Source organism: Stenotrophomonas sp. STEN087 (genome assembly GCF_056759115.1).
In genome coordinates this window covers 50,038-63,895 of record NZ_JBRRCR010000006.1, presented here as the reverse complement: position 1 = coordinate 63,895, position 13,858 = coordinate 50,038, and the positions used below count along the sequence as shown (strand labels likewise).

The following is a 13,858-nucleotide window of genomic DNA, read 5'->3' as shown; positions in this document are numbered from 1 at the left end:
ATGCCTGCTTCGATGGAAAGGATGCGCAGCACTGCCGACGCGCTGGTGGCGGCGACCAATGCATTCGACGTGGATGCGGCCGTGTCGCTGTTCACGCCGGATGCGGTAATTGATGACCCGTCCACCGGCCACCGTTTTGACGGCGCGGCCGGCGTGCGGGACTACCTTGCGCGCTATTTCGTGGCGTACCACACGGTGACCCGCATTCTGGCGGTGGATGCCGACGCCCGCGGGCGGGGTTGCGTGCGGGTCGATTTCAAGGGTGACTTCGGCCATGAGACTGGCCGCCTGGTGATGACGCTGGACACGGCGGGGCGTATCACGCGTATCGATGCGGACCTGGAGTGAAGCACCACACCACCATGAGGAGCGTGCGATGAGCTTGCTGGACCACATTGAATTTGCCGTGCGCGATGCGGCGGTTTCCCGCGCGTTCTATGCCTGTGCACTGGCACCGTTGGGCATCGTGCATGTGCTGCAGGTGCGGACGGCCACAGGCGGTGCGCGCCATGGTTTCGGCGCTGAGGGTTACCCCTGCCTGTGGTTCCACGATAAGGACGTGCCAGGGCAGGGCACCCACATTGCCTTTGCGGCCGCAACGCGGGCCCAGGTGGACGCGTTTCACCAGGCGGCGCTGGCTGCAGGGGGCGTCGACAATGGAGCCCCCGGCATCCGCGAGCGCTACCACCCCGGCTATTACGCGGCGTATGTTCTGGACCCGGATGGGGTGAATGTGGAAGTAGTGTGCCAATAGGCCACCGCGCGCGAGGCGCAGGGTGACGCGGCTAGGGGCCGTAAAGCGCTTCGGGGTCGATTCCGGCGAGGACGAGCACGCGGTCCCGCCGGACCTGTTGTACCCACGCGGCAAAGATGCGCGCCTCGGTCAACGTGCCGGTGTTGCCGCAGTGGGCACAGGTCAACTCGATGTCCAGGCCGACCTGCCGCAGACCTCCGGGTTGGGAATAGCTAGCCTCGTGTCCACAGTGGGTGCAGGCGCCGTGCAGCACCTCCACCCGCTCGACGGTGCCGTTGAGGCGTAGCAGCGGCCGGATGCGAAGCACCCGGAATGCAGGAGGTAAGTTCATGTGTCGAGCCGGTAGAGGGCTAGACAGGGGAACGAAGGATTCGCACCGCAGAGGAGCCAGATGGGGCCACCCTACAGCACGCGTTGCGAGGGCGGCGAGAAGGGCTGTAGGCCCGAGCCCACGCTCGGCTCAACGTTGCCGGGCGTGATGGGCAAGAACAGCCGAGCGTGGGCTCGGCTCTACACGGGCTACGGGGCAATCAACAACATCGGGTCGATCAGCGGTATTTCGCCGTTGTCGGCCATGGCAATGCTCTGGCTGCAGAACACATACCCCAGCGGATTTTCCGCCCGCAGTCGCTTGCGCGGGACGCTCTCGATGTCGCCCACCTCATCCACGGCCAAGCCGATTACGTCACTCCCCGCGCGCACCAGCACCATTGCCGCGCAAGTGTAGGTGAACGGGGCCAGCCCGCTGAGGCGGCGCAGATCGGCCACGCGCAGGGCGTCCCCGCGGACGGTCAGCCTGGGCCCGACTTCGCCCACCGGGCGGTCAAAGGTCTCCGGGCCGCGGATCTCGACGGCGGCCTGGACGTCCACCGCGAACCACTGCTCACCGGCCCGTACGGCCAGGTATTCAAAGAAGGTACGCGACGGCGAGGCCGGTGATCCGGCCGAAGGGGGAGAGGGCTGCAAAGGAAATCCAGGGGAAGGGGCATTGATGCTGCGGCTGCATCATGACGCGTTGCCGCCGTAAAAGGTGTGCGGAGAACATGAATGCCCTGAATGACGTTCAGCCAGCCGTAGGGCTCACGCCGGGGCGTAGGGTTCCTTGTGCAAGGTGGCCAGATCGGCGGCGCTGATCGGACGCGACAGCGCGAAGCCCTGGATTTCATCGCAGCCATATGCCTGCAGCAGGGCAACCTGCTCGAGCGTTTCCGCCCCTTCGCCCACGGTTTGGTAGCCCAGGCCATGGGCCAGGCCGATGACCGCCTTCACCTTCAGCTGCGCGCGGCTGTCGGTGGACAAGGCGTCGATCATCGATTTGTCCAGCTTGATCGTGCTGATGGGCAGGTCGGTCAGGTAGCCGAAGTTGCTGTAGCCGCTGCCGAAATCATCCACCGCGATGCGGACGCCTGCGACCGCCAGCTGTTTCAGCTGTTCGCCGGGAGGTGAATCGGCGCGCAGCCACTCGCCCTCGGTGATCTCGATTTCCACATCCGTGAAGGCCAGGCCGTGCATGTGGATGCGGGCGATGAGCCGGTCGGCCATCCCTGCACGCGCAACGTCGCGCGGAGACAGGTTGATGGACAGCGTCAATGAAAGGCCGTCCCGACGCCACTGTGCCAGCTGGCTGAGTGCATGATCGAGCACCCAATCGGTCACAGCTTCCATCAAGGCGGTGCGTTCGAACACGGGAATGAATTCGGCCGGGCTCACCGCACCCAGTTCGGGATGACGCCAGCGCAGCAGCACTTCCGCACCGACCGGCACCAGATCCAGCGCGCGGTACCGCGGCTGGTAGACCAGATGAAACTCCTCATTGAGCAGGCCACGCTCGGCGTCGGTGGCCAGGCGGTAGCCGCGCTTCAAGCCGGCATCCCGGCTGGCCGAGTACCAGCAGAACGGTGCGCCGGTGCTGTGCGCGCAGTGCAGGCCGATCAGCATGCGCCGCAGGGCATCGTCGGCAGTGTGCAGGCCCAGTTCGACCTCGCAGAGGCCGGCATGGAACAACGGCGACATCGGCACGGCAGCGGCAAGCATGGGCCGGGTCAACCGGCCATGCAGTTCGGTCACCAGCCGCTCCGCCGCGTCCGGATCAGGTTGTTCCAGCACGAATGCGAAGCGGGTAACGCCCACGTGGTAGACCTTGCCAACTCCCTCCAGAGCGGCTTTGAGGCGTGCACCCGCCCGGCGGATGAGCGCTTCCAAAGGCGCCATGCCCAGCACCTGGCCTGCCTCGTTGGCGCGCGGCAGATCCAATACGTCCACCAGCACGGCAATGCAGGCACGCCCCGGTGCGCGCGCCGACCACGCGGCATAGTCAAGCGAGAACTGGTGGCGATTGGGCAGCCCACTGACGGGATCGCGGCGGCCGGTCAGCACGCGCAGCTCAAGTTCGTTCATGACCGCGATGGCCAGCGTCTGCAGTTGCCTGCGGTCGTCATCGCCGAACGTGCGGACGTCAGGGTCCATGACGCACAGGGCGCCGATGGCTACCCCATTCTTGGCGACCAGCGGAGCCCCGGCGTAGAAACGAAGATGCGGCGGCTCGACCACCAGCGGGTTGCCGGCAAAGCGCGGGTCAACGCGCAGGTCAGGCACGACGATGCCATCGGCCGAGCGGATGGTGTGGGCGCAGATGGAATGCTCGATCTGCATCTCGGCGACGTCCAGCCCCTGGCGGGCAATCATCCGCTGCCGGTTGGTTTCCACGAGCGACACGAAGGCCACCTGGGTCTGGAACAGCCGCGTGGCCAGTTCGGTCAGGCGGTCAAGCGAGCTGCTGGCGACGTCGTCCAGGACATCCAGGCTGCCCAGCGTCGACATGCGTTCTTCTGAACGGGTAGGGGCCATGTGCTGATTCCGGTTGAACGGTAGCGCAGGGAAGCCGGGGTGCCGCGGTACTGACGGAAAGGCGGCGGTGTCAGATATACACGTGGCCGGCGGGGATGCCGTGTAGACGCGGCAAGCAGCGCGTCAAGACGGCGGTGGAGGCCGCTGGCTGCGCTTGCGGTAGAGCACGCTCTGGTTGCGGCCGCCGTGCTTGGCCCGGTACAGCGCCTTGTCGGCCTGGCGAATGGCCAGATCCGGGTTGGCCTGGGTTTCCGGATAATGGCTGACGCCGGCGGAAATGGTGACGTGCCCGACCTCTGCGAAGGCCTGCGCTTCGATGGCGACGCGCAGGCGCTCGGCCACCTGCAGCGCGGTCTCGGCGCTCACCTCGGGCAGCAGCACCAGGAACTCCTCGCCACCGAGGCGGCACAGCACGTCCTGCGGGCGGGCATTGGCGCGCATGCTCTGGGCAACGCCGGCGATGACCTGGTCACCGGCCTCGTGGCCGTGGCGGTCGTTCACCTCCTTGAAGTGGTCCACGTCGAGGGTGATGACCCCGAACGGCACGCCAGAGGCAGTGAGCGCACTGAGCGCGCGTTCCAGCCCGCGCCGGTTGAGCAGCTGGGTGAGGGGATCGGTAAGTGCGGCCAGGTCGAGCTTGCCGATGCGGTCGCTGAGGTTGCGGAAGCTGACCAGCACCGCCTGCTTCAGCTGGGCGGCTTCGAAATACCAGGAATTGACCGCCTTGACCCGGGACATGGCGGCGCCGACATCGCCTTCCTGCGCGTGCCGGGCCAGCTGCTGCAGCGGCGCGGCGATGCGTCGCGAGCACAGCCAGATCAATACCAGCGACAGCAGGCCCAGCGGCGCGGCATTGCGCAGCACGGTGCCGAACAGGCTGCCCATGGGCGCGGTGGCGGCCTCGATGGGGCGCTGGGCGACGATGCCCCAGCCGGCGGCGGGCACCGGTGCGAAGCCAGCCAGCATGCGCACGCCGTGGCTGTTGTGCGAATGCAGTGCGCCGGCGCGGCCCTGGCTGAGGGCATCGACGGCGGCGTTGCGGGTGGCAGGCTGTCCGACCCGGTCCGGCTCGGGGTGGTAGAGCACGGTGCCATCGCGGCTGACCACGTACAGGTACGAACCATCCTCGTAGGGGTGCGTGCCGAGCAGGGAATGCAGGACGTTCGGGTCGCGCAGGTGGATGGAGGCGGTGATGTAGCCGGCGTACTCGCCGTCGGCATCGAACACCGGGTGCGAGAGGGTGACGACCAGGTTCCCCGTGTGGGCCATGAACGGATCGCTGACCATCGGCAGCCGCTGCTGCAGCGCCTTGCGGTTGGCGGCGCTGGTGAGCGCCTTGCCCTGCAGTTCCGGCAGCGAGGGCGAGGTGCCGACCACCATGCCCTGCGCGTTCACCGCGATGACGCTGTTGAAGGCATCGGTCTGCAGCTTGATGCGCTCGACTTCATCGTCATGCGCGGTCGGTTGGCCGAGGCCACGACTGAGCCGCTCGGCTCCAAGCGCGAGCTGCTGCTGCGCGTTCAATACGAAGTGCTGGGTGGATTGGGCCAGCGAGTGGGCGTACACGCGGTTGGCTTCCAGGCTCTTTTCGACGAGCTGCTGGTGCTGCACCTGGTAGCTGGCCCACAGCGTATTGGCCAGCATGACGAGTGCCGACAGCGTGGCGAGCGCGAGGATCAGCCGCTGCAGGTTCACCTGCCGGATCGATGCATTCACCCTCGCGCCTCCCTGGCTGCTGGTAGGCGCTCAGGCTACAACCGGGGGGAGGGCGAACCGTGCGCGCGGCCTTCACGTGGACCAGGGGCCAGGCAGCGTGCCGACCAACGGTCGGCACCCACCGAAAGGGGCGCGGACCAGGGAGCCGGCGGTGTGCCGACCAACGGTCGGCACTCACCAACTGGGTCGTGCGCGGGTAGCGCCGGGCCATGCCCGGCGAGTGCAGCGGCCAGGCCAGCTCAGCCATCGGTGGAACGGCTCAGTCCCTCCCACGCCTCGATGCCGGCAGCCAGATCCTGCAGCTTGCCGCGCACCAGCTGCACCGCATCGCTGCCCAGCAGCAGGTGGGTGGGCGGGGCAGGGCTATCGATCAGCTGCAGCATGGCCTGCGCGGCCTTGACCGGGTCGCCCAGCTGCTGGCCGCTCTTGGCCTCGCGCGCGCTGCGGACGGGGTCGAAGAGAGCGTCGTAATCCTCGATCGCACGTGGCGAGCGCACCATCGAGCGGCCGGCCCAATCGGTGCGGAACGAACCGGGCGCGACGGCGGTGACGTGGATGCCGAAGCCGGCCACTTCCTTGGCCAGCACTTCGCTGATGCCTTCCAGCGCGAACTTGCTGCCGCAGTACCAGGCGATGCCCGGCATCGTGATGAAGCCGCCCATGGAGGTGATGTTGAGGATGTGGCCGCGGCGGCGCGCGCGCATGTGCGGCAGTACGGCCTTGATGAGGGCGGCCGGGCCGAACACGTTCACCTCGAACTGCTGGCGCAGGTCTGCGAGTGTCGATTCCTCGAGCACGCCTTCGTGGCCATAGCCGGCGTTGTTGACCAGCACGTCGATGGCGCCGATGTCGGTTTCGATATGGCGTACCAGCGCATCGATGGCCGTGGCATCGGTGACATCGAGCAGGCGCGCGAAGGCCTTGCCGGGGGCGAGGGCGTCGAAGTCGCTGCGGGCGTTTTCGCTGCGCACGGTGCCGACCACGCGATGGCCGGCCTGCAGGGCCTGCTCGGCCAGGGCACGTCCGAAGCCACTGCTGACGCCGGTGATGAGGAAGAGGCGGGAGGTCGTCATGGTCATGGGTCTCGGTTGCGGGACTTGCACGTTAGTGCTTGCCTGGAAGGCGGCCCAGACCTAGGATTCGGTCATTCTTGCCTATTCCTCTGAGGTGCCCGTGCCCGCTGTTGAATCGTCGCTGCAGGCGCGCATGGTCGGCCTGCTGCAGGCGCAGGCCACGCAGGAGGGCTACACGCTGACGGCCCTGCCGGGCGTGCGCCTGCTGCGCTCGGACCGGCCGCTGGCGCGGACGCCGGTGCTGTATGACCCGGGCATCGTGATCGTCTGCCAGGGCGTGAAGCGCGGCTACATGGGCGCGAAGGTCTACCAGTACGACGCGCAGCACTACCTGGCGGTGTCAGTGCCGGTGCCGTTCACCATGGAAACCGAGGCGAGCGCCGACGCGCCGCTGCTGGCGATCTACCTGCACCTCGACCTTCAACTGGCCGCGGATCTGATGCTGGAGCTGGAGGCGCACGCGGATGCTGTGCCAGCACCGGCGCAGAGCATGATGGCCAGCCCGATGGAGCCGGCGATGCAGGCCACCGTGTTGCGTCTGCTGGAGGCGCTGGGCGATCCTCTGGAGGCGGCGGTGCTCGGCCCGGCGCTGGTGCGCGAGTTGTATTTCCGCGTGCTGACCGGTGCACAGGGCGGCGCGATGCGCGAGGCACTGGCGATGCGCGGGCGCTTTGGCCGCATCAGCAAGGTCCTGCGGCGTATCCATGCGGCCTACGCGACGGCGCTGGATGTGGACGCGTTGGCGGCGGAGGCGGAGATGAGCGTGCCGACCTTCCACGATCACTTCCGTGCGATCACCGGTACCTCGCCGATGCAGTACGTGAAGTCGACCAGGCTGCACCAGGCGCGCCTGCTGATGCTGCGCCAGGGCATGACGGCCGAGGCGGCGGCGCTGGGGGTCGGGTACGCCAGCGCCTCGCAGTTCAATCGTGAGTTCAAGCGGTTGTTCGCGCTGCCGCCGGCGGCCGAGGTGGCGCGAATGCGGCGCAGCTTCGCCCTGCCGCCGGCGCCGGTGGATGCGGTGTATGTGTCATCGCATTGAGGGAGTCGCCCCCGGTAGCGCCAGGCAATGCCTGGCGAGCATCGGGCTATGGCCCGCGGACCCGACACCGTGCCGACCAACGGTCGGCACCCACCAGCAGGGTCTCGAGGCCAAGATCCCCAGCCAACAGGGGCGCAAGGCCACGACTCCCGGTAGCGCCGGGCCATGCCCGGCGTATTGACAGTGAATCTACCTACTAGTAGGGTGGAGCTCCATGAAAGACCCGCTCTCCCCCAAAGCCCACGAGATCCTCGCCCACGCCCGTTCGCTGCTGGAAGCCGGCGGCTACAACGGTTTCAGCTACGCCGACATCTCGGCGCGGGTGAACATCAGCAAGGCCAGCATCCACCACCACTTCCCCAGCAAGGCGGATCTGGTGCGGACGGTGGTGGTGCTCTACCGGGCCGAGGCGCGCGAGGGCCTGGCGCTGCTCGACCGGCAGCTGGGCGACCCGCTGCAGGAGCTCAATGCCTACGTGGATTACTGGTCCAGCTGCATTGCCGGCGGCACCTCCTCGTTCTGCATCTGCGCGATGCTGGCCGCGGAGGCGCCGATGATTCCGGCCGAGATCGCCGATGAAGTGCGCGGCCATTTCGAGGATCTCAGCGGCTGGCTGGCGCTGACCCTGGAGAAGGGCGCGGCGACGGGCCAACTGCGGTTGCAGGGTTCGGCGGCGGAAGAAGCCAAGGCGTTCATGTCATCGGTGCACGGCGCGATGCTGGCCGCGCGTGGCCTGGGGGATGCGGCCACGTTCGCGGCGCTGGCGCGCCTGGCCATCGCGCGGGTCAGCGCGGCGGCCTGAGGTTTGTGTGATGGGCCTGCGGCAGCGCGGGCCTTCTTTATACCTTTCTGGCCTACCTACTAGTAGGTTCAATCATCCTCGGAGACATCCCATGGCACACCCCCTGTCCACCCTCGGCGCGATCCACACCGCCGTCAGCCTGATCCCGGTTCTTGCCGGCCTGTATGCCTTCATCCGCCATCGCGCAATCGACCCGGCCACGCGCTCGGGCAAGCTCTACCTGCTGGGCCTGGTGCTGTCGGTCGCGACGGCCTTCACCGTTTCCAGCACCGGCGGATTGAACCCCGGCCATGCGTTCGGGGTGATCGTGCTGCTGGTTGCCTTCGGCGGCGTGCTGGCGGGGCGGCTTCGTTTTCTCGGCCGGTTGGCGCCGTACCTGTCGACGTTCGCGTTGTCCTTCAGCTTCCTGCTGTCGCTGGTGCCGGGCACCAACGAGACGCTGACCCGCGTGCCGGTGGGCCATCCCATTGCCGCCGCGCCGCTGGCACCGGTGGTGCTGCAGGTGCTGCTGGGCTGTGCGGTGGTGTTCGTGATCGGCTTCGCCGCGCAGTGCTGGCGCATCCATGCGCGAGCTGTGCGTTCGTGAGCGCGGGGATCAGCATCCCACCAGCCGATCCGCACTGAGCGCACCGCGATGCAGGTTGCGGTATTCCGTCGGGCTGGCATGGACCAGCCCGCGGAAATGCCGGCGGAAGGATTCCTGCGAGCCGAAGCCGGCCTGCTCGGCCACCCACTGCAGCGAACGGTCGGTGGATTCCAGCAGCTCGCGGGCAAACGCCACGCGCTCGCGGATGAGCCAGTCGATGGGTGACAGGCCGGTGGCTTCGAGGAACTGCCGCTGCAGGGTGCGCTGGCTCAACGCCGCCTGCTCGGCAAGACTGCCCAGCGAATGCGCCTCGCGCAGGTTGTGGCGCATCCATTCCATCAGCTTGGCCAGCCGCGTGGGTTTGCCGTTGGGAATGGCCCGGCTGACCCGCTGGCTGCGCTCGGCATCGCGCCACGGTGCCAGCACCAGACGCTCGGCAACGAGGTTGGCCACGCGCGCGCCGTAATCCTTGCGGACCATGTGCAGCATCATGTCCATGCCGGTTGCCGAGCCAGCCGAGGTGATGATGTCGCCGGTGTCGACGTACAGCACATCCTCGCGCACGTGGATGCGCGGGAAGTCGCGCGCCAGCGCTTCGGTGAGCCGCCAGTGGGTGGTGGCCTGGCGGCCATCGAGCAGGCCGGCCCAGGCCAGCACGAACGCGCCCGAGCAGATGGACGTGATGCGTGCGCCACGCGCGTGGGCGCGGATGAGCGTATCCAGCAGCGCCTGCGGTGGCCGTTCGCTGGGCTCGCGCCAGCCGGGGATGACGATGATGTCGGCGTCGTCGATGGCATCGAGCGAGTAGGGCAGCTGCACCTGTGCGCTGCCCAACATGCGCAGTGCACCGGGTTCGCCGGCGCAGAGCTGGGTGCGGTACCAGGCCACGCCCAGTTCCGGGCGGATGGGCGCGAACAGGCCGACCGCGCAGCCGAACTCGAACAGCCCCTGGCCGTGGCAGGCCACGATGGCGACGGTGGGCGCGGTCGGGTCGATGCTCATGGCTTGATGCTACCGAGGCGGCCGCAGTGCGCGCAGTGGCGTGCGGGCATGTGCAGATGCCGGCGGGGCATATGGATGGGGTCGGATCCCGTCCGCAGGACGGGCTCTGACCCCGCAGACGGCCGGGTGCGGGAATCGGGGTCAGAGCCCTTCCTGCGGAAGGGATCCGACCCCTGGCATCACCCCTTGCGTAAGGTCATTACCAGCGGTCATGTGGCTGGCCGGATATGACGGTTGGGTGACGCGATATCGGCTGTTGCGTCGTCGGTCGGGGTCTTTGAATGGACGTGTGTCTCCAGCCCACCCCCACGAGCCCCCATGCCTGCCACCCATTCGCCTGTCCTGAATACCCTTGCTGTCCTGATCGCAGCCGCACTGGCCGCTGCCACTGCCCATGCTGCCGAGGCAGATGCCCCCGCAGACACGGCGACGGCCACGTCCGCCACGCTGGCCGCCTCCACCCTGGATGCAGTGGTGGTGACTGGCTCACGCTCCAGCACGCGCACGGTCAAGAACAGTTCCACGCCCATCGACGTGATCTCCGCCGAGGATCTGGCGGCTACCGGGCAGGCCAACCTGCTCGAAGCGCTGCAGCGAAGCCTGCCGTCGCTGAGCCAGATCGGTGGCTACCAGAGCGACCAGGAGAGCCTGATCCGCGGCTACCAGCTGCGCAACCTGTCGCCGGGCTACACGCTGGTGCTGGTGAACGGCAAACGCCGCAACGCCAGCGCCTATGTCAGCGGTGCAAATGGCGGCGGCTATCCCGGCCATGCCTGGGCCGACCTCGCGCTGATTCCGGTGGCGGCCATCGACCATGTGGAAGTGCTGCGCGATGGTGCCTCGGCCATCTACGGCTCCGATGCCATCACCGGCGTGGTCAACGTGATCCTGAAATCGCAGGCGCACGGTGGCGACGTCTCGGTGGAAAGCGGGCAGAGCATCGATGGCGACGGCACGCGTAGCAGCGTGCGCGCGAACGTCGGCCTGCCGTGGGGTGAGGATGGCTTCGTCAACCTGTCCGGCGAAACCACCCGCCAGCACCACGCCATCCGCACGCGCCGCTACATCGACGGCTACCTGAGCTACCCAGCGGTGGATGCCAACGGCAACCTGGTTGCCCTGCGGCCGAACAACCAGCTTCCCGCCGGTGCCACGCCGAACCCGGCCGAGGCCACGCGCGATGCCGAAGCCAACACCATCCTCAGTTCGCCGTCGTATTCGCTGAAGTCCTTCACGCTGAATGCTGGCCACGGCCTGGGCGAGAACGCCCAGTTCTATGCCACGGCAACGGCCAGCGACCGCAGCGCGCAGGCGATCCAGAACTTCCGCCTGCCGGCGACCATCTTCACCACCTACAAGGCACCGAGCGTGCTGAGCGTCTGGCCCGACGGCTTCCTGCCGGTGCTGGAAACCAAGGAAAAGCAGTACACCGGCAGTGCCGGGGTGAAGGGCCAGCTGGCGGGCTGGGACTACGATGCCAGCCTGACCGGCAACCGCAGCACAGTGCGCACCTACACGCGCAACTCGGCCAACTTCTCGCTGCCGTACCCGGGCTCGCCCACCGATTTCTACGACGGCAAGCTGGACTACCAGCAGGGCATCGCCAACCTCGACCTGCGTCGTGGCTTTGAAGTGGCGGCACTGGCTTCGCCGCTGGAAGTGAGCGCCGGCGCCGAGTACCAGCACGAACAGTACAAACGCGGGGCAGGGCAGTGGGAGTCGTACACCGGTTTCGGTGCCGCGGCCTTCGTCGGCTACTCCACTGCCGATGCGGTGAAGGCCACGCGCAACAGCAAGGCGGTGTACGTGGGCGCGGCCAGCAACATCACCTCGCGCTGGTACCTGGATGCGGCCGCGCGCTGGGAAGACCATTCGGACTTCGGCAGCGTGTCGACCGGGCGCCTGACCACGCGCTTTGATTTCACCGATGCGCTCGGCGTGCGCGCGACGGTCAGCAACGGCTTCCATGCGCCCAGCCTGGGGGCACAGTTCTACCAGGCCACCGGCAGCTGCCCGTGCGGCACCACGCTGGTCGCGCAGGTGTCATCGCCGGCGGCCATTGCCCTCGGCGCGACGCCGCTGAAGCCGGAGAAAGCCACCAACTACAGCCTGGGTGTGACCTGGGACCCGAGCCCGGCCTTTCATCTGGCGGTGGATGCCTACCAGATCGACATCCGCGGGCAGCTGGGCCAGTCCAGCCAGATCGGCTACAACGCGCAGGACCCGGCCAACATCACCGACAACAGCGGCACGGTGCTGACCGCGGCGCAGAAGAACACCATCGATGCGCTGCTGGGCACGGCCGGCATCAGCATCCTGCCCGGCGATGCGTTCTATGCCAGCTACTTCACCAACGTCGGCAATACCCGTACGCGCGGCGTGGAGCTGACCCTGGAAGCGAACCAGGACACCGCGTGGGGCAAGCTGCGCTGGACCTACGCGGCCAACGTCGGCCGCACCACCATCCAGAAGGTCAGCGACATTCCTGCCGCGCTGCAGGGCCTGCCGAACATCAACCTGCTGACGAAATCCAGCGAATACGCACTGCGCTTCCGCACGCCCAGCTACACGCAGGTGGCGGGCCTGGGCTGGCAGAACGGACGCTGGCGCTCGAACCTGGACTTCACCTACTACGGCCCGATCAAGCGCCTGAACAACGGCGTGGAATACAAGCAGCCGCCTGCGCTGGTGACCAATCTGTCCGGCGGCGTCGAGCTGGGCGGCGGCTGGAGCGCGGCGCTGGGCATCAACAACCTGTTCGACAAGCGCACCCGCAAGGTGCCCGAGTACGCACGCAGCGCCAGCGACGTGGCCAGCATCGAGACCACTTGGGATACCGGCGATGTGCTGAGCACCGTGGGTGCGTTCTGGTACGGGCGGGTCAATTTCCGGTTTTGATTGAAAGGAGCATTGCATGTCATCTGCATTGAACGTGGTTGCATTGATTGGTTCGCCGTCGAGTTCGGCGACGTCGCGGACGCTGCTGCTGGTGCGGCACCTGCTGGACGCACTGCAGGAGCGCCTGCATGCCAGCGTCACCTTGGTGGAGCTGGCGCCGATCGCGCGATCGCTGGGCCAGTCGCTGACGCGTGCCGAAGTTGAGCCGGCCGTTGAGCAGGCACTGGCCACGGTGGAATCGGCGGATCTGCTGGTGGTGGCCACGCCGGTGTATCGCGGTTCCTACCCGGGGCTGTTCAAGCACCTGGTGGATTTCATCGAGCTGGAGGCGCTGGTGGACACGCCGGTGCTGCTGGCCGCCACCGGTGGCAGCGAGCGCCATGCACTGGTGATCGACCACCAGCTGCGCCCGTTGTTCAGTTTCCTGCAGGCGCACACGCTGCCGATCGGGGTGTATGCCACACCGGCCGACTTCGATGGCGCGCAAATCAACAGCGCGGCGCTGCAGGCGCGCATCGCGCTGGCGGCCGATCGTGCCGCTGGGCGCCTAACGGTGCAGGCGGTCGCTGCACCCGCGCCATTGCGGCGTATCGCGTGAGCGGCGAGCGCGCGGCATAACCGGCGGCGCTTTGCTTATGGCCAAGGCGCATCTGCGTGGCCGGATCTGACCGCCGATTGTCGCGCGATGGCGCAGATGCAGCGCCGGCCTTCTCTAGCATCGAAGACGAAGCGGCACTGCGGTGCCGGACCTGATGAGGACGACCCCGTGGCTGTAGACGCAACCCCCAAACCCATCCTGTTCCTGATGGACCGCGAATTCGAGGACGGCCAGCTGCCCGGTCAGCGCTTCTTCTGCCGCCACAGCCTGCTGCTGGAAGGCGCGCTGTCGAGCATCGATGGCCTGGATGCACACCTGGACGTGCGCCGGATCGGCTTTGCACGGCCGCGCCGCGAAGTGATTGCCGAGATCGGCGAACAGGACCAGTCGCTGCCCAAGCTGGTGCTGCCGCAGGGCGTGCACAGCGAACACGCCAACGGTGCCCACCACGAGCGCCAGTACGTGTCCGGTGCCGAACCCATCCTGGCTGCCCTGAACGGGTTGCTCGGCATTCCCGTGGCCCATCCCTGAGCGAGGACG

The 13,858-nt window shown here is 67.5% G+C and carries 14 protein-coding genes; 8 read left to right on the top strand and 6 right to left on the bottom strand.

Going from position 1 to position 13,858, the window contains the following annotated elements; genetic code table 11:
• Together ACVOK1_RS03070 and ACVOK1_RS03065 are read left to right on the top strand one after the other, a co-directional pair.
• Entirely contained in the window at nt 1–348 is a 348-nt protein-coding gene (locus tag ACVOK1_RS03070; RefSeq protein WP_481561070.1) for a nuclear transport factor 2 family protein, read from the top strand.
• 28 nt (nt 349–376) lie between these two features.
• Nucleotides 377–754: a VOC family protein gene (locus ACVOK1_RS03065; RefSeq protein WP_481561069.1), complete on the top strand. Its 378-nt coding sequence runs from the start codon at nt 377–379 to the stop codon at nt 752–754.
• Between the two features lie 31 nt (nt 755–785).
• On the opposite strand, the gene ACVOK1_RS03060 is transcribed toward ACVOK1_RS03065, so the two are convergent.
• The 5 genes from ACVOK1_RS03060 to ACVOK1_RS03040 all read right to left on the bottom strand — a co-directional run bounded on the left by ACVOK1_RS03060 (nt 786) and on the right by ACVOK1_RS03040 (nt 6,390).
• Nucleotides 786–1,085 carry a hypothetical protein gene (locus ACVOK1_RS03060; RefSeq protein ID WP_481561068.1) on the bottom strand — a complete coding sequence of 100 codons (300 nt, stop codon included), beginning with the start codon at nt 1,083–1,085 and terminating at the stop codon, nt 786–788.
• Between the two features lie 188 nt (nt 1,086–1,273).
• On the bottom strand, nt 1,274–1,720 hold the full coding sequence (locus ACVOK1_RS03055) for a chemotaxis protein CheW (protein ID WP_481561067.1): 447 nt from the start codon (nt 1,718–1,720) through the stop codon (nt 1,274–1,276).
• A gap of 114 nt (nt 1,721–1,834) precedes the next feature.
• Nucleotides 1,835–3,601 (bottom strand): EAL domain-containing protein, encoded by a 1,767-nt coding sequence (locus tag ACVOK1_RS03050; protein ID WP_481561066.1) that lies wholly within the window; start codon nt 3,599–3,601, stop codon nt 1,835–1,837.
• A 123-nt stretch (nt 3,602–3,724) separates the two neighbouring features.
• Nucleotides 3,725–5,317 (bottom strand): sensor domain-containing diguanylate cyclase, encoded by a 1,593-nt coding sequence (locus tag ACVOK1_RS03045; RefSeq protein ID WP_481561064.1) that lies wholly within the window; start codon nt 5,315–5,317, stop codon nt 3,725–3,727.
• Nucleotides 5,318–5,556: 239 nt separating this feature from the next.
• The gene (locus ACVOK1_RS03040) at nt 5,557–6,390 is read right to left on the bottom strand and encodes an oxidoreductase (RefSeq protein WP_481561063.1); all 834 of its coding nucleotides are present in this window, start codon (nt 6,388–6,390) and stop codon (nt 5,557–5,559) included.
• 100 nt (nt 6,391–6,490) lie between these two features.
• Between ACVOK1_RS03040 and ACVOK1_RS03035 the strand changes: the two genes are divergently transcribed.
• The 3 genes from ACVOK1_RS03035 (at nt 6,491) to ACVOK1_RS03025 (ending at nt 8,820) form a co-directional block, all read left to right on the top strand.
• Nucleotides 6,491–7,432 (top strand): AraC family transcriptional regulator, encoded by a 942-nt coding sequence (locus ACVOK1_RS03035; RefSeq protein WP_481561062.1) that lies wholly within the window; start codon nt 6,491–6,493, stop codon nt 7,430–7,432.
• 214 nt (nt 7,433–7,646) lie between these two features.
• Complete coding sequence (locus tag ACVOK1_RS03030) at nt 7,647–8,234, top strand: TetR/AcrR family transcriptional regulator (RefSeq protein ID WP_481561061.1); 588 nt, start codon at nt 7,647–7,649, stop codon at nt 8,232–8,234.
• Between the two features lie 91 nt (nt 8,235–8,325).
• Nucleotides 8,326–8,820 (top strand): hypothetical protein, encoded by a 495-nt coding sequence (locus ACVOK1_RS03025; protein WP_481561060.1) that lies wholly within the window; start codon nt 8,326–8,328, stop codon nt 8,818–8,820.
• A 9-nt stretch (nt 8,821–8,829) separates the two neighbouring features.
• Here the strand turns inward: ACVOK1_RS03025 and ACVOK1_RS03020 are convergent, their stop codons facing one another.
• A complete protein-coding gene (locus tag ACVOK1_RS03020) occupies nt 8,830–9,822 on the bottom strand; it encodes a helix-turn-helix domain-containing protein (protein WP_481561059.1) in 993 nt (330 codons plus the stop codon).
• A 318-nt stretch (nt 9,823–10,140) separates the two neighbouring features.
• Between ACVOK1_RS03020 and ACVOK1_RS03015 the strand changes: the two genes are divergently transcribed.
• From ACVOK1_RS03015 to ACVOK1_RS03005, 3 genes are all read left to right on the top strand, one after another.
• On the top strand, nt 10,141–12,720 hold the full coding sequence (locus ACVOK1_RS03015) for a TonB-dependent receptor plug domain-containing protein (protein WP_481561058.1): 2,580 nt from the start codon (nt 10,141–10,143) through the stop codon (nt 12,718–12,720).
• A 16-nt stretch (nt 12,721–12,736) separates the two neighbouring features.
• Nucleotides 12,737–13,318 carry an FMN reductase gene (msuE, locus tag ACVOK1_RS03010; RefSeq protein ID WP_406231751.1) on the top strand — a complete coding sequence of 194 codons (582 nt, stop codon included), beginning with the start codon at nt 12,737–12,739 and terminating at the stop codon, nt 13,316–13,318.
• 168 nt (nt 13,319–13,486) lie between these two features.
• Nucleotides 13,487–13,849 (top strand): DUF3088 family protein, encoded by a 363-nt coding sequence (locus ACVOK1_RS03005; RefSeq protein ID WP_481561057.1) that lies wholly within the window; start codon nt 13,487–13,489, stop codon nt 13,847–13,849.
• The last annotated feature ends 9 nt before the right edge of the window (nt 13,850–13,858 follow it).